Genomic DNA, 26815 nt, shown 5'->3' on the forward strand with positions numbered 1-26815 from the left:
ATCTCCTCCTCTTCAAATTTGCGGGGAAAAGGATTGAAACACATTCCTTTCCTGTAGGGGATAGATTTCTTTCCCCGCTATTTTATTGATGATCACTGCATTCCGATAGGCTCCGAGACCGAGATCGGGAGCCCCGACGCCGTGCGTATGGATTTCGCCATTCTGTATGAAGATTTCGTTCCTGCCCGTTTCTGAAGTTTGCAGGCAATAGTCTCTGGAGATTTTCAGCTGCCCCAGATCATCCCGGTCAATCAATTCATCGATCCCTTTTAAAAAGGCAGGAGGTGCCGGTTTATATCCGGTTCCAAAGATGACATATTCACTCTCCAACTCTGACTCCTCCCCCGTTACTGTATGACGGCAGCGGAGTCTCCAGTTGCCGCCGGCTCCCTCCATGCTGAAAAGCTCCTGCATCGCATGCAGGGAAAGAAGCGGATCCTTGCCGCCGATCGTCTCCTCATAAATGGCTCCATAAATATCAGAAATGGTTTCGGCGCTGATTCCTTTATAAAGCAGGTCCTGTTTTTCAAGAAGCCTGCCCTTTTGATTCCCGGGAAGCTGATAAAAGAAATCGATGTAATCGGGAGAGAAATATTCCAGTCCAAGCTTGGAGTACTCCATTGGGAAAAAGCCCTTGGATCTTGACAGCCATCGCAGCTTTGTTCCGGGTCTACGGTTTTTCAGCAGATCATAAAACACCTCCGCTGCACTCTGGCCTGACCCTAACACTGTGACGGTATCTGCGCTGCTGGCGCCCGTTCTCTCTTTCAGATAATCCGAAGTATGAAAAACGGTCCCTCCTTCGTTCTCACGGAAGGCTTTTGGGACGGCTGGCTGTGTGCCGATCCCCACCACCAAATGACGGGCAGTATAAACGGAGGACTCGCCAGTATTCAGATCCTTTACCCAAACCTCATAGGCTCCTTCTATATGACGCACGTTCTCCACCTTCGTGCCAAACCGGCATTGCGGAAGCTTTTCCGCCGCCCACCTGCAGTAAAGGCTGTACTCCTTCCGCGGTATATGAAACGACTCCAGAAAATAAAACTGGTACAGCCTGCCCTGCTCCTGCAAATAGCGAAGAAAGCTGAACGGGCTTGAGGCGTCAGCCATGGTGACAAGGTCGGCCAGAAATGGCACCTGCAACGTCGTCCCCTCGAGCAGCATGCCTTCATGCCAGGTGAATTCATTTTTCTGATCAAAAAACATCGATGTCAGGCCGCTTCCTTCTGATAGTGCAGCGAGCCCAAGGTTAAACGGACCGATGCCGATGCCAATAAAATCAAGCTTTGACATGGTTCCACCTCCTTTCAAACTCTTCCCTACTGCAGAACATCAGGAGACCGGTTTTATCCGGAAGCTGAATCGGACCGACGGCTTCAAAGCCGCACTTTTCAAAAATATGAATCATCTTCTCGTTGCGGATATCCGGTTCTGCAATGATTTTCCCCGTTTCCGGCACCTCAAGCAGACGGGCAGCGGCTGCCCGGAGCATGGGAAGCGCCAGCCCCTTCCCGAGGTATTTTTCCTCGCCGATCAACAGGTGCACACCCTGATCCCATTCCTCATACTCGTAGGTTTTGCCCACGGCATCCCCTTTTACCCAATACGTTTCCCAATAGCTAACAGGCTCCCCATTCAGCATCCCGATGGACAGGGTCTGATGGCTGTCAGAAAGTGCCTGCTGCAGATGCTTCCGAAAATCCTCCTCAGGCATATTGAGTTTCCAATAAGGAATCACATGCTCCTTGTGCATCCATTTAAAAATCCGCTGAAAATCTCTTTCGTACTCCACAGGGCGAAATGAGATTTCCCTGTTATCACACCGGGTCATACATACTCCCCTCCGAATGGAAGATCGGGTTCGGCACTTTTGTATAGACAGATTGGGCGGCCATCTCTCCGACGAGCTCGTCCATATCATGAAACCGCGTAAGCAAATTTGCTTTGCAAGGCAACTCTCTTTCACTTAAAAAACCGGCAAGGATTTTGGAGGTTTTCCCGCTGCTGGCATACCATTCTTCCATTCTTGTTTTCAGGAACTGCAGCAGCCGGCTCTCCGGTATCAGGCCCGCTGTCCCGAAGGCGTTGATGACTCCAAACAAATGATTGTAGAAAAAATAATAGCGCAGGCGTTCATCAGCGACCTTCTCTTCACAGATTGTTTCGCTTTTTTCGCTTAGGTCCGGCAGCCACTGCTTCAGCTTATGTGCTTTTGATTGGCTGTAATAATAGCCCTGGTTATCGCGGTAATAGAAATGCTCAGGATATCCATCCTTCAGCCGGACGACTCCGTTCTGCTGATGGGCCTCGAGTGCGAGTCCGTATGTTTCATAGAGCCACATAACCGGATCAAACGTAATCATTAAATAGCGGGAAAACCAGTCCAGACTGACCTCCTCCAAAGTCCTGTTTTCTGCGGAAGCCGCTTTGCGGATAATGGATGCGAGACGGCTGTTTCCACCGTAGGCATGATCCTGGCAAAGTCCTGCAACAACTGCCGCTCCTTTTTCATTTCCTTCAAAGAACGGATTTTCCCTGATGACTACTTCAAATCCCGACTCTGCTTCGCCATTGCCGATCGTTATATACGCCGGGTCACGGAGAATTGAGAACCCGGGGAATAGATCGGCGAGCTCCTTCCCAAGACCCGCATCCAGAAGCCGTGAAATTTCGACCCCGCGGTGAAGCTCTTTCCTCTTGTTGACCCGAAGGGAATTGGTCAGCTTTACCGGTACGGAAAATTTATACATCCATTTAGAGTGCGGGCTGTAAACCGTCCTCAGTGAGGAGGTGGCGGTGAACTTGCTTCCCAGTTCACCGAGATCGGTTAAATCCCCCGATTTGATAAGCTCTTTTACCGACTCCCGTCCAAGAAGCTCCTTTGCCTGCAAAGGGTGGACAGGGAGCAGCACCCTTCCTTCAGGAACTTCAACTCCTCTGTTTACAAGCTCTTGTTTCAGGATGTCAGCAGCTGGCACATCCATGCTGGAATCCTGCTGGATGATTTCAGGTGCAGCTAAGAAATAATGAAGAGGGAACTCGCCCTTCAATTCCGGGGAATAAAGGCCTTCCTCTTCCTCCGTTATCCCTTGTTTGCTTTTCGGAACAGGATGAAGGAGGTGGCCGAAAAGCAGGGATTGCTCTGCTTCAATATAGGAGAAGTCATCGCTTTCGAGCTGCCCGCTGTCAGCCTTCCGCTCCTCTACGTAGCGCTTCACGTTCCTTGCGCTCAAAATCGACCGGAGCATAAATTCATCCTCGGCGTCCTCTCTGCCATTTTCAAGGAGCCACTCCTTCGTGATCAAACTGATGAAGGTCACGTAATCGAGGGGAATCCCCCCCTGCTGCTGCTCCTGCCCGCATTGGATTGGAAAATGAAACAGATGCCGCTGTGTTTCCGACCAGTACTTTACATCCGCGGTGATTTTCAGCTGCTGATGCTTCAACGGAATCGCGACGGCAGCATCCTGAGATCCTTCATAATTGCCGGTTTCTTTCATATAGCAATTCAAAACGCCTTGTATAGCCGCTTCTTCTGCAATTTGTTTGCTGGTTTTCAAGCCTTTCCCTCCCTAAATGCTTTTATTTTGGAAAGGACGTATTCAATGTCCTCTTTTCCGGAAGCCGGATTTAAAATGGTAAATTTAAGATGGGTGCTGCCTTGAACCTGGGTTTTTGCTAAAACCGCATCCCCCTCATTGAGCAAGGATTGATGAATGGTATAGTTGAGCCCGCCGACCTGTTCCTCCGGGTATCCTTCGGGACGATACTGAAACACAACAGCCGTAAGCTCAGGCTTCGGATTGACGGCTTTAAAATCCGGATCGTTTTCCAGCCGCTCTGCCGTCCAGCCAGCCAGTTCAGCTGCTCCATCAATCAAGCGGGCAAACCCTTCTGTACCCACCACCCTTAAGCTCATATAAAGCTTCAGTACATCAAACCTCCTTGTTGTCTGGATGGATTTTCCGACAAGATGCGGAAGTCCTGCTGCTTCATCCTCCTCAGGATTCAAATAATCTGCATGGTGCTGAATCAACCGAAAATGCTGTTTGTTTTTCAGCAAAAATGCCCCGCAGCTGATGGGCTGGTAAAACAGCTTGTGAAAATCGACCGTAACCGAGTCTGAGAGCTCGATTCCCTCAAGTTTGTTACGCTGCAGGCTGCTCAGAATCAGCGCTCCTCCATATGCAGCATCGGTATGGAGCCAGATTTGGTGCTCCCTTGCCACCCGCGCAAGCTCCGGCAATGGATCAATGCTGCCGAAATCCGTCGTTCCGCATGTAGCGACGATGGCAAAGGGCAGCTCCCCTTTTTCTTTCAGCTGCCGAAGGATTTTTTCCAGCCTCCCCAAGTCTATTTTTTTTCGGTCATCCACCGGAACCGTCACAACGGACTGTTCTCCAAGACCAAGCTGGGAAGCCGATTTCTTCACTGTAAAATGAGCAGCCTCCGAGCAAAGGATCTTCATTTTTGAAAAATGCGGCGGGAGTCCGTTTTGCTGGACATTCCAGTTCCACCGGCGCCTGCAAAACTCATCCCGCGCCAGAAGGAGCCCCATATAGTTAGACTGCGTCCCCCCGCTTGTAAATGTTCCGCCAGCTTCCTCTCCAAGCCCATAGCGTTCTGTGAGCCAATCCAGCATGTATTCCTCTGCATGGGAAGCCGTCCCGCTCTGATCCCATGAATCCATTGACAGGTTCATGGCGCTGACCAGCATGTCCGCAGCAAGCGCCGGAACGAGCGGAGGACAGTGGAGATGGGCGAGTGTTCTCGGATGCTCCACCTTAATCCGGTTTTTCTCAATCGTATCCTTCACTTCCTTCAGAGCCTTCTCAAAAGAAATCCCTTCTTTTTCAGCAATTGGATGCCGGTGGCTTTCTTTCAATGAATCCTCAGCAGCAATTCCGCTGAAGGGCTTTTGTATTTCTTCCTGCCACCCGCCGATCAGCCGGATTATCTCCATGCACATTTTTTTGTATTGCTGAAAGCCTTCCGGATGGGTGAGAAATAAGGACTTTTTATCCATCACTGCAAGCCTGCCACAGCTTCTTTAATGGCGGCTTTCATAATGGCGGTCACTTCAGCGGCTTCCTGTTCATTCATGATGAGCGGAGGAAGAAGTCTGACCACACTGCCATGCCGGCCCCCCACTTCAAGGATCAGGCCTCTCTCAAAGCAAGCTTTTTGAATGGCCGAAGCAAGCTCAGGCCAAGCAGGCATGCTTCCGCTGCTTGCTCTCTTTCCTGCCGGATTAACTATTTCCACTCCGATCATCATGCCTCTTCCCCGCACATCGCCAATCTCGGGTGCAGCCTTTTGGAATGCTTTCAGCTCATTCATCAGAAGGGAGCCAATCCGTTCAGCATGTTCTTCAAGCCTGTTTTCTTTTATGTATCGCAATACAGCCGTTCCCGCTGCCATGGCCATCTGATTTCCCCTGAACGTTCCGATATGGGCACCGGGTCCCCACTGATCGAGGCCTTCTTTGTACACAACCACTGAAAGAGGGAGACTGCCTCCGATGGCTTTGGACAGGACCAGGATATCCGGAATGATGCCTGCATGCTCGAAGGCAAACAGTTTTCCTGTTCTTCCAATTCCGGTTTGAACCTCATCAATAATGAGCGGAATGCTTCTTTCCTCTGTAATGCGCCGCATCTCACGCAGCCATTCTGCAGGTGCAGGAATGGAACCGCCTTCCCCCTGAACCACTTCCAGAATCATAGCTGCAGGAGGCAAAATTCCGCTTTCCGGGTCATCCAGCAGATTTTCAATGTATTGGGCACTGATTTCATGGCACGCATCTCCGCCTATTCCAAACGGACAGCGATATTGATATGGATAAGGGAGGAAGTGAACATCCGGAATTAATCCCTGTACTTTTTCTTTTGGAGCCAGATTTCCACTGATGGACATCGTTCCGTGGGTAGCCCCATGGTATCCCCCCTGGAAAGTAAGGATGCTTCTTCTTCCTGTCGCGGTTTTGGCAAGCTTTAATGCGGCTTCAATTGCATCTCCGCCAGTCGGTCCGCAAAACTGGATTTTAGCCTGGGCTGAAAATTCTGCGGGAAGTGCCCCAAACAGTTCATCCACAAACTCTTCCTTTACCGGTGTCGTCAAATCTAATGTATGGAGCGGCCGTTTATCCGCCAGCACTTTTTCAATTGCCTGAATGACAGCCGGATGATTATGTCCAAGCGCAAGGGTTCCCGCACCGGCAAGACAGTCATAATAAACCTTTCCATCTGAATCCTTCACCCGGATTCCTTCTGCTTCTTCAATTGCAATAGGGATGCGCCTCGGATAAGATCTTGCATTGGATTCCCGTTTTTCCTGCTGATTTAAATATTTCTGATTACCTGAAAGCTGCATAACGCTCATCTATGTAAACCTCCTGTAATTGAAAATGATTATCAGTTTCTCTAATGCAATCTTAGTTGAGAATGAGTATCATTGTCAATGATACTCCTTTCCTATAGTTCGATCCTGCGAAAATGAAGACTCTAGGGATATCGCATTAAGCCAATTAAAAAAAGACCTGCGGCTGAGGTCTTGTTCGCGGACACATGCTTTCTATAGGAAAAGCTAGCTTTAATCCTGGCGCACCGGCTATCGAACGGTGCGGTTAAATCGATATCACCCTGTTTTCGCTGATAATCTTTCGCCGATATATTAAAATTTCCACCGATAAAAACAAAAACCCCCGGCGGACGGGGGTTTTTCTACTGAGCTCTGACTCCAATATCTGTCCTGTAAAAAACGCCGGTTCCTGCGAAAAAGCGAATGGATTCATACGCTTTTCGCCGGGCTTCCCGAATGCTTCCGCCGCTTGCGGATACAGCGAGGATCCGCCCGCCGTCCGTAACGAAATTTCCTTCGTCAAGTTGCGTTCCGGCATGGAATACTACCGCACTTTGCCCGGCTTCAGCAAAGCCGCTCAAAACAGTGCCTTTTCCGTATGCCTCCGGATATCCTTCCGACGCCAGTACAACGGCAACCGCAGCTTCATCACTCCATTGAATGTTGAAATCCCGTCCTTCCATCACTGCTTCAAATACGTCCACCAGGTCGCTCTCCATCCTCGGAAGGACAGCCTGTGTTTCGGGATCTCCGAAGCGCGCGTTAAATTCAATGACTTTCGGACCATCTCCGGTCAGCATCAGGCCGGCGTATAAAATCCCGGTAAAAGGGGTTCCTTCCTGTACAAGCCCTTTTGCAGCCGGCTCAAGCACAGTGCGAATGGCTTCCTGAACGGCTGCATCAGGTATTTGCGGTACAGGTGAGTAAGCCCCCATCCCGCCTGTGTTCGGCCCTTGATCACCGTCGAAGGCCCGTTTATGATCCTGGGCGATCACCATCGGGTATACGTTTTCACCATTCACAAACGCCATAAGGGAAAACTCTTCTCCCTCCAAAAAATCCTCGATGACTACAGATTTGCTGGCTTCGCCGAATTTTTCATCGAGCAGAAAATCCCTCAGGCACTGAAGCGCCTCCTCCATTGTCAGAGCAACCGTTACCCCTTTTCCGGCTGCCAGTCCGTCCGCTTTGATCACAATCGGAACCCCGTTTTTCTCCACATACGCCCTTGCTTCTTCAAAGGAGGTGAAAGCCGCGTATCCCGCTGTCGGAATGCGGTATTTCTCCATCAGCTCTTTGGCGAACTGCTTGCTGCCTTCCACCATCGCAGCCTGGCTTGACGGTCCAAATATCCGCAGCCCTTCTTTTTCAAAAGCTTCCACGATGCCCTCAAGCAATGGAACTTCGGGACCAACCACCGTTAATCCGACTTCATTCTCCTTCGCAAACGCAAGGAGCCCGGCAAAATCCAGTTCATCGACCGGGACCCTTACTGCACAATCGGTCATACCGTCATTTCCCGGTGCCGCAAATACGTTTTCCACTCTGCCGGATTGCGCAAGCTTCCATGCGATGGCATGCTCCCGGCCTCCGCGTCCGATGACGAGTACGTTCAAATGGATCGCTCTCCCTTCCTAATGCTTGAAATGGCGGATACCTGTGAAGACCATCGTGATGCCGTGCTCATCTGCAGCGCGGATGGATTCTTCATCTTTGATGGAGCCCCCAGGCTGAATGATGGCGGTAACGCCGGCTTTTGCTGCGGCTTCTACTGTGTCTCCCATCGGGAAAAACGCGTCGGAGCCCATCGCACTTCCTTCTGCTTTGGCTCCTGCCTGTTCAATGGCAATTTTTGCAGAGCCGACACGGTTCATCTGTCCTGCGCCGATTCCGATCGTCATCTCATCCTTTGCCAATACGATCGCGTTGGATTTCACATGCTTGACCACTTTCCAGGCAAGCTTCAGATCCTTCCATTCCTGCTCGGTCGGTTCGCGTGTTGTCGGGATGGAAACGACGGCATCGTCAAATGTCAATGCATCCTCGTCCTGAATCAGCATACCGCCTGCAACGGACACAAGCTGCTTGGCTGCCGCTCCTTTTTCCTCCTGTTCAATTGTCAGGAGACGAAGGTTCTTTTTGGACGTCAGTATTTCCAATGCCTCCTTTGAAAACGAAGGAGCAATAATAATCTCAAGGAAAATTTCATGCAGCTTCTCTGCAGTAGCGGCATCCACTTCTCTGTTCAGCGCAATGATTCCGCCAAAAATAGACGTTGGATCGGCTTCAAAAGCTCGTTGATACGCTTGTTCAATCGTATCGGCTGTCCCGACTCCGCATGGATTCATATGCTTAACAGCAACAGCAGCCGGCGCTTTGAATTCACGGACAATCTGAAGGGCAGCGTCTGCATCTTTAATATTGTTATAGGAAAGCTCCTTGCCGTGAAGCTGCTTCGCTTCCGCAATGGATGCCTTCCGTTTAAGCGGCGTTTGATAGAATACAGCCTGCTGATGCGGATTTTCTCCGTAGCGCAAATCCTGCTTCTTTTCGTATGTAACAGTCAGGGTATCCGGGTTTTCCTCTCCGGTAATCGATGTCATGTATTCTGCAATCAGGGCATCATAGGCAGCTGTGTGTCTGAACACTTTTGCCGCAAGCCTGCGTCTGAATTCAAGCTCCGTTTGTCCATCTTTTTCAATTTGTGCAAGGACGGTATCGTAATCAGCCGGGTCTACGATCACCGTAACATCCCCGTGATTTTTTGCTGAAGCGCGAAGCATGCCCGGACCGCCGATATCAATGTTCTCAACGGCTTCATCGAATGTGAAATCCGGTTTGGAAATCGTTTCTTTGAACGGATATAGATTCACGACAACTAAGTCGATTGGCTGAATGCCGTTCTCTTTCAGCTGGTTCATATGATTCTCATTGTCTCTTACGGCAAGCAGTCCGCCGTGAATAGAAGGGTGAAGCGTTTTGACGCGGCCATCCATGATTTCAGGAAACCCCGTTACCTCTGAAATTCCAATTGCGTTTACACCAGCTTCCTGAAGCATTCTTTTCGTTCCGCCGGTTGAGATCACTTCGATCCCAAGTTCGCCAAGCCGCTTTGCGAATGGAACAAGATTTTCTTTATTGGATACGCTGATCAGCGCTCGTTTAATCGTCATGATTGCTTCACCTCTGTCTTGATTTTCAGTACATGCTGAAGGACGGCGGGGAAAAACATATGCTCCGCCTTATGAATGTTTGTTTTCAGCTGTTCCAGCGTCTTTGGAATTGCTACGGTCATCTGGTCGATAATGGGACCGGTGTCCATTCCTTCATCGACATAATGAATGGTAATACCGGTTTCCGCATCTCCTGATTCGAAGGCGCGTTCGATTGCATCCTTCCCTGGGTATTTCGGAAGCAGCGAAGGATGGAGATTAATAATTTTGGTTGGAAAAGCATCCAGGAGAACAGGTCCGATCAGACGCATATAGCCTGTCAGAATGAGCCACTCTGCCCCCTTGTCCTGAAGGTTTGAGAGAACTTCAGCTTCATAGGCAGCTTTGTTTTCAAATGTTTTAGGCGATAGCGCTAAAACCGGGACTTCTGCTAATCTTGCTTTTTCTATTACAGGGGCGCCTGGTCTGTCGCAAACGAGAAGGACAATTTCTGCATCAAGTGTGCTGTTTTTGATATGATCGGCAATGGCTTGAAAATTAGTCCCGCTCCCGGAGGCAAAGACAGCGATTTTTTGCTTGTTCATCATAGAACGGCACCGCCGAATACAACGCCGGAGCCTTCTTTTACCCGCCCGATGATATAGGCTTTTTCCCCGTGCTCCTCCAGGATTCCAATCGCATCGTGGATTCGTTCGGGACTGATGGCCAGTACAAAGCCAATCCCCATATTGAAAATGTTGAACATTTCTTCCCTGTTTAGATTCCCTTTTTCCTCAAGGAGGTCAAAAATCTTCGGAATCGGCCAGGAGCCGAAATCAACCTCTGCACACAGTCCAGCTGGGAGCATCCTTGGAATGTTTTCGATAAAACCGCCGCCGGTAATGTGCGCCATGCCATCAACTTTTACCTTCTTCAAAACTTTCAACACTGGCCTCACATAGATCCGGGTCGGTGTTAACAGCTCCTGATCGAGAGGTTTCTCCAATGGCTGAACGGTTTCATTCAGTTCAAAGCCGCTGTCCTGCAGAAGAATTTTCCGGACGAGTGAAAATCCGTTGCTGTGGAGTCCGCTCGATGTGAGCCCGATCAGCACATGACCCGGTTTGATCGCTTGCCCGGTCACTAGCTCATCCTTTTCCGCTCCGCCTACGCTAAAGCCGGCGACATCGTATTCACCGTCAGCGTACAAACCCGGCATCTCAGCCGTCTCTCCGCCAATCAGTGCGCAGCCTGCTTCCTCGCAGCCGTCTGCAATCCCTTTGACAATCTGCTCAATTTTTTCAGGGTCTGCTTTTCCAAGGGCTAAATAATCAAGGAAAAAAAGCGGCTCCGCCCCTTGAGCCAGTATATCGTTCACGCACATCGCCACCGCATCTATTCCAATTGTATCATGACGGTCCGCCATAAAAGCGAGCTTAAGCTTCGTTCCGACCCCGTCCGTTCCGGATACAAGAACAGGCTTCCGGTAATTCAGCTCCGACAGGTCGAAAACGCCCCCAAAGCCGCCGAGCAGACCGATAGCACCCTCGCGTTTTGTACGCTCAACGTGTTTTTTCATTCTGGAAACTGCTTCGTAGCCAGCTTCGATGTTCACTCCTGCATCCTGATAGGCTTTTGACATGTCCGTTCCTCCTTATCGTGCACCTGTTTTCGCTTCTTTTTCGTGAGGGAGCAGCGTGTCGGCATAGATTTCCGTCGGATATCGGCCGGTAAAGCATGCCATGCATTGGCCTCTCGTTTCTCCTTCATACGGACGGCCGATCCCATCCAGCAAGCCTTCCGGACTGATGAATGCGATGGAGTCTGCGCCGATCAATTCCCTAATTTCTTCTGGACTGTGGGAAGACGCAATCAGCTCCTCATGGGTAGATGTATCAATCCCGTAAAAGCACGGATGCGCAATCGGCGGTGAACTGATGCGGACGTGGACCTCGGTCGCTCCTGCTTCCTTCAGCATCTGCACGATCCGTTTGCTCGTCGTTCCGCGCACAATCGAATCATCGACCATTACAACCCGCTTGCCCTCTACAACCCCGCGGACGGCGGAAAGCTTCATTTTTACCCCTTGCTCACGGAGGGACTGGGACGGCTGGATAAATGTCCGGCCGACATAGCGGTTCTTTATTAGACCGAGCTCATACGGAATGCCGGATGCTTCTGCATAGCCGATCGCTGCTGAAATAGAGGAATCAGGCACCCCTGTCACTACGTCCGCTTCCACCGCTGCTTCCTGCGCCAAACGCTTGCCCAGGTTTTTGCGGGCAGTATGGACATTGATTCCGTCAATGTTGCTGTCGGGTCTCGAAAAATAAATGTATTCCATGCTGCAGATGGATCGGTTGCTGTTCATGGAAAACCGTTCAGATTGCATACCGTTGTCGTTAATAATAATCAGTTCACCCGGCTGGACCTCGCGAAGGTAGTCGGCGCCAACAATATCAAAGGCGCAGGTTTCGGATGCAACGACATACGCATCGCCAAGCAAGCCGATTGAAAGCGGGCGCAGGCTGTTCGGATCAAGGGCCACCATCATTTCCGTTTCCGTTAAAATCACAAAGGCGTAAGCCCCTTTAATCATGGATAAAGCGTTTTTTACTTTTTCTTTTAATGTAAAATGGCCGCTTCGTTTAATCAAATGAGCCAGCACTTCCGTATCGGACGTTGTCTGAAAAATGCTTCCCTGGCTCTCAAGCTGGTGCTTTAAATGGTTGGCATTGACGAGGTTTCCGTTGTGGGCAAGGGCCAGACCTCCGTTTTGAGACCGGAACATGAGCGGCTGAACATTTTCATAGCCCCCTCCTCCCGCTGTCGCATACCGGACATGTCCGATCGCTGCTTTCCCTTCCATTTCTCCAAGCTGGCCTTTGTTGAAAACATCCGTGATCAGGCCAAGCCCTTTTTCACAGTCCATCGTCTTGCCGTCTGTCGTTACAATGCCCGCCCCCTCCTGGCCGCGGTGCTGCAGACTGTGCAAGCCGTAGTACGTAATTTGGGCGGAATCCGGATGGCCCCAGATTCCAAATACGCCGCATTCCTCATTTAATCCTTTGATCTCAGCAAGCATGGGATGGCTCCTCTCCAGGCGTCTTCAAGCTTCTCGATGCTTAAATCCACCCACTGTTCCCCTTGGCTTCCGCGAATGGTTAGTTTTCCGTTATCCGTTACTTGGCCAATTCCTGCAGCATTTGTTAGCTCCTCGAAACGCTCTTTATTTTCAGGGCGTACTGTCAGGATGTATCGGGATTGGGTTTCGCTGAAAAGCGCCGTTACCGCATCACCGGTTAGTTCAACATCTGCACCTAGTCCTTTTCCTGAAAAAGCCGACTCAGCAAGTGCTACAGCGAGCCCGCCTTCTGCTGCATCATGCGCGGATTGAACCAATCCTTCACGGATTGCCTGTAATAAAAGGCTCATACGCGCTTTTTCAACCTCCAAATCAAGAGCCGGTGCTTTTCCGGAAATTTCGCCGTTCACAAGCTTTTGCAGCTCGCTTCCGCCGAATTCAGGCTTTGTTTCCCCAAGCAGATAAATACAATCGCCTGCTTCTTTAAAGTCCTGGGTTGTGATGCAGTCCGTATCCTCAATCAGACCGACCATTCCGATGACCGGTGTCGGATAGATTGCCGTTCCGTTCGTTTCGTTGTAAAGAGAAACGTTGCCTCCTATAACCGGAGCACCGAGAACTGTACATGCCTCGCTCATCCCGTCCGCTGCCTTTTCAAGCTGCCAGAAAATCTCCGGCTTTTCCGGATTCCCGAAGTTTAAACAGTCCGTGATGGCAAGCGGTGTCCCCCCCGAGCAAACGATGTTCCGGGCTGCTTCTGCCACAGCAATTTTCCCGCCCGTTTCCGGATCAAGGTACAGATAGCGGGAGTTGCAGTCCGTCGTCATTGCAAGGGCCTTTTTCGTTCCGCGGATGCGCAGCACCGCCGCATCCGATCCCGGTGCCACGACCGTATTCGTACGGACCATGTAATCATACTGATTGTAAACCCATTCCTTGCTCGCAATCGTCGGCTGCTTAAGGAGGCTGATCAGCGTCTCTTCAAGGTTTTCAACCGCTGGCACCGTCTCCTCCATTTGCTGGAACTCACGGAAATAAGCTGGCTCTGCAGAAGGCTTATGATAAACCGGCGCCTCCTCAGCTAATGCATCTACTGGAATTTCTACGACGACCTCTCCTTTGTGAACAAGGCGGAGCATTTTATCATTCGTTACCGTCCCGACTGACACGGCTTCCAGATCGTATTTTGCAAAAATCGCTTCAATCTCATGCTCACGGCCTTTTTCAATCACAAGCAGCATCCGCTCCTGGGATTCGGACAGCATCATTTCATACGGTGTCATTCCGTATTCGCGCTGCGGAATCAAATCCAGGTTCATTTCGATTCCCGAGCCTGCCTTGCTAGCCATTTCAGCAGACGAACTTGTAAGTCCCGCCGCCCCCATATCCTGAATGCCGACAAGCGCATCATTCTGGATCACTTCAAGACAGGCTTCAAGAAGAAGCTTTTCCATAAACGGATCGCCCACTTGAACAGCCGGACGCTTTTCATCGGATTTTTCGTTCAGTTCTTCTGAAGCGAATGTCGCTCCATGAATTCCATCGCGGCCTGTTTTCGCGCCGGCATACATGACCGTATTGCCGACTCCCTTCGCCTGGCCTTTCTTTATATCCTTGTGGTCAATGAGCCCGACACACATCGCGTTCACAAGCGGATTTCCTTCATAGGAGGCATCAAACTGGATTTCTCCGCCAACGGTAGGGATCCCGATGCAGTTTCCGTAACCCGCAATTCCTGCTACTACTTCTTCAAACAAATACTTCACGCGCGGTGACTTCAGTTCACCGAATCTCAGCGAGTTTAATAGAGCGATTGGGCGTGCCCCCATGGAGAATACATCGCGGATAATGCCTCCGACACCCGTTGCCGCGCCTTGATAAGGCTCCACAGCAGATGGGTGGTTGTGGCTCTCAATCTTAAAAACAACCGCCTGGTTATCGCCGATATCGACAATCCCCGCTCCCTCGCCGGGCCCCTGAAGAACGTGCTCGCCTGTGACAGGGAACTTTTTCAGAACCGGCTTGGAGTTTTTATAGCTGCAATGCTCAGACCACATTACGGAGAAAATTCCCGTTTCCGTATAATTGGGAAGGCGCCCGAGAATGGATTGTACCATCACAAATTCTTCGTCGCTGATTCCCATTTGCTGATACACTTTTTCTGCTTTGATTTGTTCAGCATTTGGCTCAAGAAGTAGTGACATGTGCTTCCCTCCAGTTTTTTACGATCGATTGAAACAGTGCGAGGCCGTCCGCACTTCCAAGCATAGTATCCACAGCGCGCTCGGGGTGAGGCATCATGCCGAGCACATTGCCGCGTTCATTGACGATCCCTGCAATATCCTCCAGGCTTCCGTTCGGATTTTCGCTGTACGTGAAAACGATTTGATTATTCTCCTTCAGACTCTTTAACGTCAGGTCGTCGCAGAAATAGTTTCCTTCCCCGTGAGCAATCGGTACAGAGATGACCTGGTTTTCAGTATAGCCGGATGTGAAAGGAGTATCGGCATTGACCACCTTCAAAGAGGCAGGAGCGCACTTGAATTTCAGCCCTTCATTCCGTTTCATCGCACCCGGAAGCAATCCTGCTTCAAGGAGAATTTGAAATCCGTTGCAGACCCCAAGCACCGGCTTTCCTTGTTCCGCCGCTTTTTTCACTTCAGCCATAACATTTGAAAAATGCGCAATGGAACCGGAGCGCAGATAATCTCCGTAAGAGAATCCTCCCGGCAGAAGAATGCCGTCAAATCCGCTTAAATCGTTTTCATCGTGCCACACATACTCTGCTTCTTCACCAAGCTCATCCTTGATTGCATGATACATATCCACATCACAGTTGGAGCCGGGGAAAACAATCACAGCGAATTTCACTGAACGACAACCTCCTCTGCTTCAAAGCGGTAATCTTCAATAACTGTGTTTGCCAAAAGCTTTTCACACATTTCCTTAACGGTTTCCTCGAGTGGACGGTCGGTTTTCTCAATCATCAGCTCCATGTATTTCCCGATGCGGACAGCCTGAACTTCACTATAGGACATGCTGTGCAGCGCATTCTTCACGGCGTTCCCCTGCGGATCCAAAATGCTTTCTCTTAAACTGACATACACCTTCACTTTATACATGTGCGGGTCCTCCCAATCGTTTTAAGATTTCTTCGTACGCTTCAGTCAAACTGCCAAGATCACGGCGAAAAACGTCTTTATCAAACTTTTCGTTTGTCTCTTTATCCCACAGGCGGCACGTATCAGGGGAAATTTCATCTGCCAGCAATATCGTTCCATCTTTCCGGAGGCCGAATTCAAGCTTGAAGTCTATCAGTCTTACATTTCTCTCTGCAAAATACGGAATGAGCACTTCATTTACTTGGAGGGCTTTTGTTTTCAGTTCTTCGGTTTGTTCCGGCGATGCCGCATTCAGCAGCTTGATATGTGATTCGGTTATAAGCGGATCTCCGAGCGCATCATCCTTGTAGTAAAACTCAACAATCGGTTCAGGGATTGGTGTTCCTTCCTCGATGCCGAGACGCTTTGCCATACTTCCGGCAACCGTATTCCGTACAACGACTTCAAGCGGAATAATCGTGACTTCCTCGACCAGCTGCTCCGTTTCAGAAACTTTCCGGATCAAGTGGTTGGCAATTCCTGCTTCTTTGAGCTTTTCAAAAATCAGAACGGAAATCTCGTTATTCAATCGGCCTTTTCCGGTTATCTCTGTTTTTTTCTCTCCGTTAAATGCCGTAGCGGAGTCTTTATAGGAAACAAGAAATTCTCCCTCACGCTCTGTTCTGTAAATGCGCTTTGCTTTTCCCTCATAAAGCAATTCCATTGATTTCGCCCTCCCGCAGTCGGAATATTAGGAATCTTAAGATTGGAAAGAGGCAAAGTTTTGCTTTGCCCCTTCAGTTTGAATGTTCTTGCAAACTTCGCTGGTAAGAAAAGGGTTGGATATGGTTGATCTCCGCTCCAGGATGCTCACTTTCCGCGGGGCGGACGGTGAACATCCTCGGTGCGTAGCGCCTGCGGGGTCTCACCTGTCCCGCCGCTCCCACAGGAGTCCCGCACTTCTGCGAAACCCGGGACTAATAAAAATTTATAAACCGAGCCTGTTAAAAATGGCATCTACATTTTTCAAATGGTAGTTGTAATCGAAGCAGTCATCGATTACAGCTGGTGTTAACCGTTCGGTAACAGCCGGATCCGCTTCTACTAATGTGCGGAAGTGGACTTGTGTTTCCCAGGCCTCCATGGCTTTCGGCTGAACAAGATCGTACGCTGCTTCACGCGCCATGCCGGAATCGATGAGAGCAAGCAGAACGCGCTGGGAGTAAATCAGGCCATGAGTCCGGTCCATATTGCGCTTCATATTTTCCGGGAACACGGTCAGGTTTTTGATGATGTTTCCGAAGCGGTTCAGCATATAATTCAGCGCAATCGTTGCATCCGGCAAAATGACCCGTTCAGCAGAGGAGTGGGAAATATCACGTTCATGCCATAGCGGAACATTTTCATAGGCCGTCATCATGTAACCGCGGATGACACGGGCAAGTCCTGTCATGTTTTCCGATCCGATTGGATTGCGTTTATGCGGCATCGCTGATGAACCTTTTTGTCCTTTTGCGAAAAATTCCTCGACCTCGCGCGTCTCACTCTTTTGAAGTCCCCGTACTTCTACAGCGAACTTTTCAATGGATGTTGCAATTAAGGCAAGGGTGCTCATGTAGTCAGCGTGGCGGTCGCGCTGAAGGGTTTGCGTTGAGATCGGTGCTGCCTGAAGACCAAGCTTTTCGCACACATACTGTTCAACAAACGGATCGATGTTGGCATACGTTCCAACCGCGCCTGACATTTTTCCAAATTCAATGCCTTCCGCAGAACGGTTAAACCGCTCCAGGTTCCGCTTCATTTCCTCATACCACAGGCCGAGCTTCAGGCCGAATGTTGTCGGCTCTGCATGGACCCCGTGCGTACGGCCCATCATAACCGTATATTTGTGTTCAATTGCTTTATTTTTAAGAATTTCAACAAAACGCTCAAGGTCGGCTCTTAAAATATTATTCGCCTGCTTCAAAAGGTAGGATAGCGCTGTATCTACGACATCTGTAGAAGTAAGACCGTAATGGACCCATTTCCGCTCTTCGCCAAGCGTTTCAGAAACCGCTCTTGTAAAGGCAACAACATCATGTCTTGTTTCCTCTTCAATCTCTTTTATCCGGTTGACGTTAAAGGACGCATTCTTGCGCAGCTGCACAGTATCTTCCTTAGGGATGACCCCAAGCTCCGCCCATGCTTCACATGCAAGAATTTCTACCTCAAGCCATGCCTGGAAACGGTTCTCCTCTGTCCAGATGGCCCCCATTTCCGGCCTTGTATAACGTTCAATCATTGTAAATCCTCCGTTCTCCTATTGACCCCACTGATTTGATATTTTCTCCATCGTTTCTTCAATGACGTCCGTTTTAAAGGTAACATGCCCCATTTTTCTCTTTGGCTTGTTTTCCTTTTTACCGTACAAGTATAACGCAGCTTCATCCAAAAACGAAAGATTATTCAAAACCGCTTCGAGATGTTCGCCTAATACGTTCACCATCAGCCCTTTTTTCAATAAATCCGTCCTTCCGAGAGGCAAATTACAAACGGAACGGACATGCTGCTCAAACTGAGAGGTTTCGCATAAATCCATCGTGTAATGACCTGAATTGTGCGGCCTTGGCGCCAATTCATTGATAAAAATCTCGCCGTCCTCTGCCAAAAACATTTCAACAGCCAGTGTACCGACCAATTCAAAGCGTTCAGCGAGCTTTAATGCTGCCGCTTTGGCCCTTTTCTCAGTGTCCGCTGTGATTCTTGCCGGAACAATACTTAAATGAAGAATGTTTTCACGGTGTACATTCTCAGCTGCCGGAAAGACCTTCACATCCCCACTCGGGTTCCTTGTGACAATGATGGAGAGCTCTCTCTCAAAGGGAACCCATTTTTCAAGAATGCATTTACCTGTGTTCAGCAGTGCTTCTGCCTCTCCTATATCAGCCGGGCTTTTGATGACCGCCTGCCCTTTTCCATCGTAGCCTCCTCTGCACGTTTTCAGTACAGCAGGGAAGCCGATGTCCTCAAGCGCATCTTCAAGGCCGTTGCCATTTTCAAGAATGCTGTAGGGCGCCACTTGGCAGCCTGTTTCCTGAATGGCTTCTTTTTCTGTCTGCCTGTCCTGGGTCAGGGAGAGCAGCCGGCTTCCCTGCGGAAGGTAGGCGTTGTTCTCAAGCCACAAAAGAGCATCATAATCAATGTTTTCAAATTCATATGTGATGACATCACTCACAGAGGCAAGCTGCTTAATGGCATCAAGATCATTATAAGCCGCGGTGATTTCAATATCGGCGACCTGACCGCACGGACAATCAGGCGTCGGATCAAGCACAGCAATCCGGTAGCCCATATTCTTCGCATCCAGTGCCATCATTCGGCCAAGCTGTCCTCCGCCGATGATTCCAATGGTTTGGCCTGGTGCGATTTGCTTAAACAAGGGCATCACTGCTTTCAAGAACTGCCTGGCGGGTATCCTCTCTCCGTTTGGCAAGAGCTGCTTCAATCCTGCCGTCTGTAATGGAGAGAATCTGTGCCGCAAGCAGGGCCGCATTCACAGCACCAGCTTTACCTATTGCTACCGTGGCAACCGGTACGCCTCCCGGCATTTGCACAATGGAAAGCAGTGAATCAAGTCCGTTAAGAGCCTTCGACTGAACCGGTACGCCAATTACCGGCAAGGTTGTCTTTGCCGCAACCATCCCTGGAAGGTGCGCCGCACCCCCTGCACCGGCAATAATGACTTTAAGTCCCCGTTCTCTCGCTGATTCTGCATATTCAAACATGAGCTCGGGCGTCCGGTGAGCAGATACAACTCTTTTTTCATAAAAAATCTCAAGTTCATCCAGCAGTTCGCACGCGTGCCTCATCGTTTCCCAATCTGACTGGCTTCCCATAATGACTCCAACCTGTTCGATCACAGCGCTCTCCCCCACTCTTTTTAAAATAAAGGCTTTTTAAAAACATAGCTGTTCATTGCAGCCAGCAGGCATTTGCTGATCCACGGCGGGAGGCGAGCCCCCATCTTGCTGGGAATCTCACCTGTACTCTTAGTTCGGAATCTCCCGCTTCCCGCTCTGCCAAACAGCTGCTATCAACTTTGCCTAATCGAAAAAAGCCCGGCCGTATGCTTAAGAGAAAGCAATACGAACCGGGCATAGTATGTAATTCCACTACGCTGGTTAATCCACTTTCCCTCATAGTCCGGTCATTTACGGTGTCCGGGTAGAAACTCTTGGGCCATATCCCCAACTTTATATGAAGGCTTCGTCGTTATGTTCATCTATATCATAACAAGAGATTTTGTACCATGTCAACACAAAATATCGAACATTAGTTTAAAATTATGGTATATCGTTCGGATTTAGAGTAATTTCCCCTCGAATACGATCTTTCTTCCGGCTGGTTTTATCTCTGTCCTCCCATTTTCCTTTACCTCCTGAAAAATAGGCTCCTCCATTCGGCGGACAGGAGCATATCCTTCTTCTTTCATACGGTCGAGAACAGTACCGATGCTTTCGTTCTCAGCGACCTCAAATTTCTTTTTTGCTGGTTTATCTGACATGTATTGATCCCTCTTTTATCCTGACAGTAAATTTAGGCTTTAGTTGGTCTTGCGTCATTTCCTGAAAGCTAAATTTTAAGCAAGACTGTCTTTCGTATCCAAAGTCATCGTCATCTTCTCTCCATAATCTCCAATAAGCCCTCTGCGCATTCCGCACAGAGCAACCACCCTGATTCCTCGGTCTGGTTCATCAGGTCCCGGGTGTCTTACCGCTACTATGGATTCGAAGTCACGGTGCCCTTCCGATATCTCTTTCCTTGCAATAGCTTCTGCACAGTCGGTTATCCTCCCGATGCGAGCGGCTGTGATTAGTGTACTGAAAGCGGCTCCTGCATGGCTTCCCATATTTATAGTGCATCTTAATCACATTCTTAGCACCTCTGTTTGTTACATTATAATAGGGAACTCAAGTGGGAACAAATCGGAATTTAAAAATTGAAGGAAAAAATAAGAAAGAAAGGCAGCGAGTATAATAAGAAGAATATCGGAGATTTCATATATCAAATAAGTTGTGCGGAAATCGATTGTTCGGGATTGAACATGTACCCGCTAGTTAAATAAGGACTATTAAACACCTCTGACAGTTCTTTATTTCCTGCTCCACTGCTCCAAATGCTAAACCGTCTGCTGCAAGAAGGGGGAGGGTTGTGATGTTGAGAATAGTAGTGGGTTTTTCCTTTTCCCCCTCACCTAACTAACCCTTGAATAGATCCTGTTGCGCTACTTAACAGGAACTGTTTGATTAACGGTACAGCACTCAATCTGACTTTTAAGGGAATCGAAATTGTCAGTAAGATCTCGGGAAATATCGCATAACGCAGTGATTGCATTGGATTCATGGTCAGATAATTGAAAGATAATATCCTTAAATATGGTGTTTAAGTATTCCAGAGTATTTAGAGAGGCTTGGTTATAAAGCTGTACATTTCTGTAATTACTGGTTTCAAAAATAGCAGTCTCAAAATATGGCTGGAAAAACTCAATGATTTGAGGGAAATGAATAATTAGTTTTGCAATTCCTTCTTGAAGTCCTTCAACAAGACTTAGTGCTTCATCAATTTTTTTAACTATTTTATCGGTTAAATTTTTTATTTGCGCATCAAATTTATTAAAAAGTCCCAAAAGGTCGGGTGTAATCGAAACCGCAAAAGCAGAGGCACCTTTAACTGCAAAAATGATGCTTTGTAATATTACTGCGGCAGCTGTTAATAGACCCTCAAGACCCACGAGGACAGGCAGCAGCTTGAAAGTACATGCTGTTTTAAAAACATCATAGCCTGATTCAAAAACGAGATCCTTAAGATCAATAGAAAATTGAAAGTATGGGGACTCCTCCATAGTTCCGGTAAAGGGTTCTGGAACAAACCCTATATCCTGTATAGCCCCAGTGCCGTTCGCAATATTATTTTTAATATTCTCCTCCCGATTAAAAATCTCATTAGCTGTACTGCTGATCTGAGTCTTAAAATGTTCAATCTGGGAAGTGATTGCCGATGTATTTTTTTGGAGTATCTGATAGTGCGCGTTGTATTCATTCACGACTGCATCATTTGTAAAGTCAGTACCTCCACGAATCAGCAGCGGGATGGCTGCTTCAATGATGTGACTGAACATGGATGTAGTTTGAGTAACGGCATCAAGGGAGTGATTTACTTCTTTACGCAAGGGAGAGAATAAACTTTCCACACTAATATCTGTTGAGGTTATAAATTCCACTAGCTGTGAAGGGGGAGAGTTTAAAATATTATTTAGACCTCTGCAGAGATCCTCTGCAACATCAATGATTGTGCTGCAGCTGGTCAAAAGTGATTTTGCAGCTTCACCGGTTTTTGTTAGGCTTTGGATAGCCGGATCACCTACCGTTGCTTCTATCTTATTAATTAATATTTCCTGCAATTTTTCAATCCTTCTATTAAAAGCATCGGCTTCGCTTTGAACAATAGTTTCACTTCCAGCAACGTATTTGCTGATCAGTAAAGCCCTGTCTTTAATTTCCGTATCCAGGCTATCAACGAGAGTGGTCAGGGCATCTTTATCCAATCTAATCCTGGCAGAAGCACCGGCCCCATAGAGCGGCTCCCCGGTCCAGATGCTGACAGCTATAAATTCGTCTGCACCAATATTATCAATTAAAGGATTTTTCGGATTACCATATCCTGTATGGTTGTTAGCGGAATATTCAAAGCCGGGTAAACCATTGTTAATGGTAATATGATTTCCAGGAACCCGGTCTGCCAGATCTACGTTTACTAAAGCTCCGGTTAAAGGATCGTACATCCCAAAATAACTGGTCATGTTCGGATAATCCTTTTCAGGATCGACCATACCTTTTGGAAGGGGGGCAGGATTATATGCTACGGCTTTAAGATCAGGGTTATTAATTCCGACACTGAGAGCAAGTCCCCCTGCCAGAGAATTCCCAGCTACAGAAGTCAATGGTTCATACTCTTTTTCCATTTTTTCGTAATATTCATTTGCCTCTTTAATCTGTTGAATTTCCAGATCAGTTAATAGTTGGACATCAGTGTAAATGTCACTATAGTTCTTATCCTGTCCAGGTTCTGTTCCAATAAAAATAATTGAATATTCATCAGTGTCGACATTTTTTACGGTTAATGCGTCAAAGCCGCTAGGACTATTATAGGTGGTATCTACCACTAAATATGAACTATCATTAACATCAAATTCTTGTCTTTCAAGAGGAAAACTGTAAGCAGCATTACCTGACAACTCAACTAGATCTTTATCTAAACTTATATTTTTGGAAACTTCAGTAGACATTGTGATTCCACCTGTTCTATTTTATTATTATGGTGCCATCCTTTGACTGCAATTGATTTTCTTCGCTTCCGGTACCAGTGTCTTTATATATTTTGTTTCCATTTAAATACACTACGTAATTACCTGGGGGTAAGTTGTTGGACTTCTTCAAACCTTCAACCACCTTATTAAGAACATCTATATCAGGCTTAACGTTCTCTTCTTTCATATAAAGCTGAATGGTAATTAGCAGGTTAGAAGGATCTATGTCGTAATGCTTCATAGAATTCACTTTTTCCATTGTGCTTTGGGGATTTTCAATGTATTGCTTACCTAAATTTTCGAGTGACTCATCTAGAGGTGTAATGTAGAAATCCTGAGTAGTAAAACCTGATGTAGAAGTATTATTTATTGCTTCAGTTCTTCTCCCTGTAATTTGATAACTATTTTTTACATTAGTTAAATATCTCTTAAGTTCTCTAATTTTATCCTTATAGATAATGGCATAAAGCCCACCTTCTATCCCATTTTCTACTTGTCCTTTAAGTGTTTTTACATTATCGGCATTTGTTGACACAATTGCATAAGTGTGGAATTTGGGTTCGTCTGTAGATTCTACGAAAGCAGTAAAACCATCTTGGTTGCCAACGATATTATGGAGTATAATCTTTGTTTTATAGTTGCTGATAAAATAGTTCTTAACGGCTTTTTCGATTTCTTTTTTCTTTTCAGGAGAAATTTTATTGTTGCCTTTGCTATTTGGCAGAACAAGCCCTTCTCCAGTGTAATCCTGTACCCCAATTACATTCTGATCAGAAGCGCCTGTCCCTTCACCTTTATTAACTTGTTTATTTGAATTACTTTCTAACCTCTCCAAACTTGAACACCCTCCCGTTAATAAAATTAAACTTAGACCAATAGACAAGACACTATATGTAACTTTCATTATTTTCCTCCCTTAATAATGTTTAAGTTCTCACCTATTTTAATAAAGATCTTAGATTAAAGTAACAAAATATTTTACAGTTTACCTATTCATTTAAATTGCAGGAGTTTATACAGATGAGTTGTTAAAAATCATCTCATCATATTCACAATATGACTTTAGTAATATACCTTTACAATTATGTTTATAAACCTAATATTTACATTAAAGTAAAAAAGAAACTTCACTCAGATCAAGATTTCCTGCTACAGTAACAATAATCTTTATTCTAAACTCCTTATTATAAAATCGTTGAAGTTCTTAGCCTGTTATCTCTTATTCCGGTAGATTTTTTATCAAATTGATTATGATTCAAACGAACCCTGTATTTTCCTGGAAGTAAACTATTGTTGGTGTTTATTTCCTGTACATTTTTTTGTATCCTTAGATTGCTCTGCGCCTCATTCCTTCATATACAACTCTATAGTGATAAAAATCACAGGCGGTTTTTTCAAAAATATTCAAAGAGCCTTCTCTCAATACGTGCAAAGACCCCCTCGGGTTTTTTACAATAAATAAGAAGAAAGGCGGGCTAATTTTAGTAACCTTCAGTTAATGGACTAAACATTCAAATAAGAAAGCCCGTTATTGCTTGGATATTCATAAGCACTACTGCCTAACAGCTCCACTAAAGCTCTATCTATACTTTTACTGGTTTTTGAAGACATATTAAAGCTCCTATCTTAGGATTATGGAATCTTCAGTTGTTATTAAGCTATTGTTTTTCTCTCCAACTCCTGTTCTTTTACTAATTCTGTTATCGTTCAAGATAATGGAATATACACCACGAGGTAATTTGCTATTGTTTTTAATGCCGCTTACAATACTATCCAGTATCTCTTGATTTGGCGCAGCAGACTTGTCCTCCATAAAAAGCTGAATAGTAATTATAAATTTTTCAGGATCTACTTTTGGAATATTACCTTTTTCAATTAATTCTTTTGTTTTAATAGGATCCTGGATGTACTGAATTGCAAGTTCATCTAATGTTTCATCAAGACTTGTAGTATAGTATTCAGATTTGCCAAACCCGTTAGGTGAAGTCTTTTGAATAGCTTCGATTCTTTTTCCTGTTACAGGATAGCTCCCTTGGACCTCAGAAAGATAGCGATTAAGCTCTTTAAATTGATCTTTATTAATCATCCCATAGAGCCCGGTTGCTATGGCTTCCTCAATTTTACCTTCCAAAGAACGGACTTCCTTCAAATGTACTTTTTCCTCTGTTATATAGACTGGAACAATAGCCAATGTATAAAAGTGCGGCTCCCCCTTTGATTCAACAAATACCGAAACGCCATCTTGGGCTCCCACTAAATTATGAACAGTTACCGGCGTTTTATAGTTGCTGATAAAAAAGTCTTCCACAGCTTTAGTTATTTCTTCTTTATGCTTATTGGCTATTTCGGTTATTTCCTTGCTGCTGTTCGGTAAATAAAACCCCTCTCCTGTATATTCCTGGACACTGGCATATAGATCATCGCCCTGGCTGCCTTCTTCAAACACTTTTATAAATGAACACCCTGTTAACAAAATTAAACTTAGCTCAATAGACAAGAGACTATATGTAATTCTCATCATATTCCTCCATTAATAATGTTGAAGTTCTCACTAATTAATTTATTGGATAACTTAGATTATACGAGCTTAAATTATACAAATAAAATATTTACTGTGACATTCAATTATTAAAAATATAAGCATTTTGCCAGATAAGTTGTTAAATTAATATTATCTTATGCGTAGAAAAGCATAAGAAAATCCAGGCGACTATAGTCATATACCTATTCAGCAACCTAAATAAACCTATTATTTACATTAAAAGCAAAATACCCCACCCTTAAAAAGGTCTGTTTCATTCTTTGCCTATTATATGACCATCAACGGTCTGTTCGATCAGCTGCCATTACTCAAGATGAAAAGCCGACAGCTATAGATTCACCATCACTCATACTTTAATTAAAGCCAATCTGTTTTTTCATAACCTGTGTAGCTGCTGATGAATATTCAAATTCGGGTTAATCATTATGCTGCAGCCTAATTTCTTGGAATTTTCTCTTCAAAGTTTAAGGATATTGTCAGTTTGAACGTTTGTATGCGGGAGATTTCAGCTTTTTTAGGGAGTTTCTAGTCCGGCTGGGAGTTTTATTGGGTTATTCAAAGAAAGAATTCGGGATACGGCGCTTTGTATGCCGGCAGTTTTGGAGGATATCGGCTGTATTTTCATTTTATCGGCTATTATTGAAATATATCGGCTATTTTTCCAATATATCGGCTATTATTTCATTTTATCGACCGAAACAGGGCGGATATCGACTTTTCGGGAGGATTCGACAAAGATGGCACCCCACCCCCGGCACCCCGCACCCGGCAGCCAGGCTCCAGGTGGCGTTCCCACCAGCATCGTCCAAGGCGGTTTCGGGTATCCGCCTCGCCCTCATCCCTCCCGCCATTCCAGGCGTATCCGTCCCCTTCCACCCAAACCAAACAAAAAAAAAAGGACCCCCCGTTCAAAACGGGCGGATCCTTTTCACGTGTACCTGGCAACATCCTACTCTCGCAGGGGGAAACCCCCAACTACCATCGGCGCTGAAGAGCTTAACTTCCGTGTTCGGTATGGGAACGGGTGTGACCTCTTTGCCATAATCACCAGATATAAGGCTGAAAAATTGCTCTTTCAAAACTAGATAACGATATTGGTGCACGAGTCAAACGCCTTACGTAATTTGGTTAAGTCCTCGACCGATTAGTATCCGTCAGCTGCACATGTCGCCACGCTTCCACCTCGGACCTATCAACCTGGTCATCTTCCAGGGGTCTTACTTCAAA

At 46.8% G+C, this 26815-nt stretch carries 22 protein-coding genes, 2 rRNA genes and 1 riboswitch; all 24 genes read right to left on the minus strand.

Features of this window, described 5'->3' with window-relative positions; all coding sequences use genetic code 11:
* Nucleotides 1-12: 12 nt before the first annotated feature.
* On the minus strand, nt 13-1296 hold the full coding sequence (locus tag ACQCV8_RS12070; RefSeq protein WP_426844879.1) for a lysine N(6)-hydroxylase/L-ornithine N(5)-oxygenase family protein: 1284 nt from the start codon (nt 1294-1296) through the stop codon (nt 13-15).
* Complete coding sequence (locus ACQCV8_RS12075) at nt 1283-1834, minus strand: GNAT family N-acetyltransferase (RefSeq protein WP_426844880.1); 552 nt, start codon at nt 1832-1834, stop codon at nt 1283-1285. Before ACQCV8_RS12075 ends, ACQCV8_RS12070 begins: the two co-directional genes overlap by 14 nt.
* The gene (locus tag ACQCV8_RS12080; RefSeq protein WP_426844881.1) at nt 1821-3563 is read right to left on the minus strand and encodes an IucA/IucC family protein; all 1743 of its coding nucleotides are present in this window, start codon (nt 3561-3563) and stop codon (nt 1821-1823) included. Before ACQCV8_RS12080 ends, ACQCV8_RS12075 begins: the two co-directional genes overlap by 14 nt.
* A complete protein-coding gene (locus tag ACQCV8_RS12085) occupies nt 3560-5029 on the minus strand; it encodes a pyridoxal phosphate-dependent decarboxylase family protein (RefSeq protein ID WP_426844882.1) in 1470 nt (489 codons plus the stop codon). Before ACQCV8_RS12085 ends, ACQCV8_RS12080 begins: the two co-directional genes overlap by 4 nt.
* Nucleotides 5029-6384, minus strand: coding sequence for an aspartate aminotransferase family protein (locus ACQCV8_RS12090; RefSeq protein WP_426844883.1), 1356 nt, complete (start codon nt 6382-6384; stop codon nt 5029-5031). Before ACQCV8_RS12090 ends, ACQCV8_RS12085 begins: the two co-directional genes overlap by 1 nt.
* A gap of 341 nt (nt 6385-6725) precedes the next feature.
* Nucleotides 6726-7979, minus strand: a complete 1254-nt coding sequence (gene purD / locus ACQCV8_RS12095; RefSeq protein ID WP_426844884.1) for a phosphoribosylamine--glycine ligase — start codon at nt 7977-7979, stop codon at nt 6726-6728.
* 18 nt (nt 7980-7997) lie between these two features.
* On the minus strand, nt 7998-9536 hold the full coding sequence (purH, locus tag ACQCV8_RS12100) for a bifunctional phosphoribosylaminoimidazolecarboxamide formyltransferase/IMP cyclohydrolase (RefSeq protein ID WP_426844885.1): 1539 nt from the start codon (nt 9534-9536) through the stop codon (nt 7998-8000).
* Complete coding sequence (gene purN / locus ACQCV8_RS12105; RefSeq protein WP_426844886.1) at nt 9533-10123, minus strand: phosphoribosylglycinamide formyltransferase; 591 nt, start codon at nt 10121-10123, stop codon at nt 9533-9535. Before purN ends, purH begins: the two co-directional genes overlap by 4 nt.
* Nucleotides 10120-11157 carry a phosphoribosylformylglycinamidine cyclo-ligase gene (purM, locus tag ACQCV8_RS12110; RefSeq protein WP_426844887.1) on the minus strand — a complete coding sequence of 346 codons (1038 nt, stop codon included), beginning with the start codon at nt 11155-11157 and terminating at the stop codon, nt 10120-10122. The genes purN and purM overlap by 4 nt, the downstream gene beginning before the upstream one ends.
* A 12-nt stretch (nt 11158-11169) precedes the next feature.
* Nucleotides 11170-12600, minus strand: a complete 1431-nt coding sequence (gene purF / locus ACQCV8_RS12115; protein ID WP_426844888.1) for an amidophosphoribosyltransferase — start codon at nt 12598-12600, stop codon at nt 11170-11172.
* Nucleotides 12576-14804, minus strand: coding sequence for a phosphoribosylformylglycinamidine synthase subunit PurL (gene purL / locus ACQCV8_RS12120; protein WP_426844889.1), 2229 nt, complete (start codon nt 14802-14804; stop codon nt 12576-12578). Before purL ends, purF begins: the two co-directional genes overlap by 25 nt.
* A complete protein-coding gene (purQ, locus tag ACQCV8_RS12125; protein ID WP_426844890.1) occupies nt 14788-15471 on the minus strand; it encodes a phosphoribosylformylglycinamidine synthase subunit PurQ in 684 nt (227 codons plus the stop codon). Before purQ ends, purL begins: the two co-directional genes overlap by 17 nt.
* Nucleotides 15468-15722, minus strand: coding sequence for a phosphoribosylformylglycinamidine synthase subunit PurS (gene purS / locus ACQCV8_RS12130; RefSeq protein ID WP_426844891.1), 255 nt, complete (start codon nt 15720-15722; stop codon nt 15468-15470). Before purS ends, purQ begins: the two co-directional genes overlap by 4 nt.
* Nucleotides 15715-16425, minus strand: a complete 711-nt coding sequence (gene purC, locus ACQCV8_RS12135) for a phosphoribosylaminoimidazolesuccinocarboxamide synthase (protein ID WP_426844892.1) — start codon at nt 16423-16425, stop codon at nt 15715-15717. Before purC ends, purS begins: the two co-directional genes overlap by 8 nt.
* A gap of 264 nt (nt 16426-16689) precedes the next feature.
* Entirely contained in the window at nt 16690-17982 is a 1293-nt protein-coding gene (gene purB / locus ACQCV8_RS12140) for an adenylosuccinate lyase (protein ID WP_426844893.1), read from the minus strand.
* A gap of 18 nt (nt 17983-18000) precedes the next feature.
* Nucleotides 18001-19125, minus strand: a complete 1125-nt coding sequence (purK, locus tag ACQCV8_RS12145) for a 5-(carboxyamino)imidazole ribonucleotide synthase (RefSeq protein ID WP_426844912.1) — start codon at nt 19123-19125, stop codon at nt 18001-18003.
* The gene (gene purE / locus ACQCV8_RS12150) at nt 19112-19576 is read right to left on the minus strand and encodes a 5-(carboxyamino)imidazole ribonucleotide mutase (RefSeq protein WP_426844913.1); all 465 of its coding nucleotides are present in this window, start codon (nt 19574-19576) and stop codon (nt 19112-19114) included. The genes purK and purE overlap by 14 nt, the downstream gene beginning before the upstream one ends.
* Nucleotides 19577-19859: 283 nt before the next feature.
* Nucleotides 19860-19961, minus strand: a riboswitch (purine riboswitch).
* 82 nt (nt 19962-20043) lie between these two features.
* The gene (locus ACQCV8_RS12155) at nt 20044-20244 is read right to left on the minus strand and encodes an NETI motif-containing protein (RefSeq protein ID WP_426844894.1); all 201 of its coding nucleotides are present in this window, start codon (nt 20242-20244) and stop codon (nt 20044-20046) included.
* Nucleotides 20245-20319: 75 nt separating this feature from the next.
* The gene (locus ACQCV8_RS12160) at nt 20320-20589 is read right to left on the minus strand and encodes a cytidine deaminase (RefSeq protein ID WP_426844895.1); all 270 of its coding nucleotides are present in this window, start codon (nt 20587-20589) and stop codon (nt 20320-20322) included.
* Nucleotides 20590-20964: 375 nt separating this feature from the next.
* Nucleotides 20965-23025 carry an SA1320 family protein gene (locus ACQCV8_RS12165; RefSeq protein WP_426844896.1) on the minus strand — a complete coding sequence of 687 codons (2061 nt, stop codon included), beginning with the start codon at nt 23023-23025 and terminating at the stop codon, nt 20965-20967.
* Between the two features lie 16 nt (nt 23026-23041).
* Nucleotides 23042-23950 (minus strand): DUF1672 family protein, encoded by a 909-nt coding sequence (locus ACQCV8_RS12170; protein ID WP_426844897.1) that lies wholly within the window; start codon nt 23948-23950, stop codon nt 23042-23044.
* A gap of 717 nt (nt 23951-24667) precedes the next feature.
* Nucleotides 24668-25567: a DUF1672 family protein gene (locus tag ACQCV8_RS12175; protein ID WP_426844898.1), complete on the minus strand. Its 900-nt coding sequence runs from the start codon at nt 25565-25567 to the stop codon at nt 24668-24670.
* A gap of 957 nt (nt 25568-26524) precedes the next feature.
* Nucleotides 26525-26640, minus strand: a 5S ribosomal RNA gene (gene rrf / locus ACQCV8_RS12180).
* Nucleotides 26641-26712: 72 nt separating this feature from the next.
* A 23S ribosomal RNA gene (locus tag ACQCV8_RS12185) occupies nt 26713-26815 on the minus strand; the annotation flags it as partial.

It is taken from the genome of Metabacillus sp. 84, assembly GCF_050107715.1.
Lineage (GTDB): Bacteria > Bacillota > Bacilli > Bacillales > Bacillaceae > Metabacillus_B.

What these genes read in the sequence shown, in the direction of transcription:
- ACQCV8_RS12090 (WP_426844883.1), bottom strand. Translation starts at nt 6,384, where the DNA reads ATGAGCGTTATGCAGCTTTCAGGTAATCAGAAATATTTAAATCAGCAG.
- purK (WP_426844912.1), bottom strand. Translation starts at nt 19,125, where the DNA reads ATGCCCTTGTTTAAGCAAATCGCACCAGGCCAAACCATTGGAATCATC.
- purB (WP_426844893.1), bottom strand. Translation starts at nt 17,982, where the DNA reads ATGATTGAACGTTATACAAGGCCGGAAATGGGGGCCATCTGGACAGAG.
- purL (WP_426844889.1), bottom strand. Translation starts at nt 14,804, where the DNA reads ATGTCACTACTTCTTGAGCCAAATGCTGAACAAATCAAAGCAGAAAAA.
- purS (WP_426844891.1), bottom strand. Translation starts at nt 15,722, where the DNA reads ATGTATAAAGTGAAGGTGTATGTCAGTTTAAGAGAAAGCATTTTGGAT.
- purH (WP_426844885.1), bottom strand. Translation starts at nt 9,536, where the DNA reads ATGACGATTAAACGAGCGCTGATCAGCGTATCCAATAAAGAAAATCTT.
- purF (WP_426844888.1), bottom strand. Translation starts at nt 12,600, where the DNA reads ATGCTTGCTGAGATCAAAGGATTAAATGAGGAATGCGGCGTATTTGGA.
- ACQCV8_RS12175 (WP_426844898.1), bottom strand. Translation starts at nt 25,567, where the DNA reads ATGATGAGAATTACATATAGTCTCTTGTCTATTGAGCTAAGTTTAATT.
- purC (WP_426844892.1), bottom strand. Translation starts at nt 16,425, where the DNA reads ATGGAATTGCTTTATGAGGGAAAAGCAAAGCGCATTTACAGAACAGAG.
- ACQCV8_RS12070 (WP_426844879.1), bottom strand. Translation starts at nt 1,296, where the DNA reads ATGTCAAAGCTTGATTTTATTGGCATCGGCATCGGTCCGTTTAACCTT.
- ACQCV8_RS12170 (WP_426844897.1), bottom strand. Translation starts at nt 23,950, where the DNA reads ATGAAAGTTACATATAGTGTCTTGTCTATTGGTCTAAGTTTAATTTTA.
- ACQCV8_RS12155 (WP_426844894.1), bottom strand. Translation starts at nt 20,244, where the DNA reads ATGTCAGATAAACCAGCAAAAAAGAAATTTGAGGTCGCTGAGAACGAA.
- ACQCV8_RS12075 (WP_426844880.1), bottom strand. Translation starts at nt 1,834, where the DNA reads ATGACCCGGTGTGATAACAGGGAAATCTCATTTCGCCCTGTGGAGTAC.
- ACQCV8_RS12085 (WP_426844882.1), bottom strand. Translation starts at nt 5,029, where the DNA reads ATGGATAAAAAGTCCTTATTTCTCACCCATCCGGAAGGCTTTCAGCAA.
- purE (WP_426844913.1), bottom strand. Translation starts at nt 19,576, where the DNA reads ATGGGAAGCCAGTCAGATTGGGAAACGATGAGGCACGCGTGCGAACTG.
- ACQCV8_RS12160 (WP_426844895.1), bottom strand. Translation starts at nt 20,589, where the DNA reads ATGGGAAGCCATGCAGGAGCCGCTTTCAGTACACTAATCACAGCCGCT.
- ACQCV8_RS12165 (WP_426844896.1), bottom strand. Translation starts at nt 23,025, where the DNA reads ATGTCTACTGAAGTTTCCAAAAATATAAGTTTAGATAAAGATCTAGTT.
- purN (WP_426844886.1), bottom strand. Translation starts at nt 10,123, where the DNA reads ATGATGAACAAGCAAAAAATCGCTGTCTTTGCCTCCGGGAGCGGGACT.
- purM (WP_426844887.1), bottom strand. Translation starts at nt 11,157, where the DNA reads ATGTCAAAAGCCTATCAGGATGCAGGAGTGAACATCGAAGCTGGCTAC.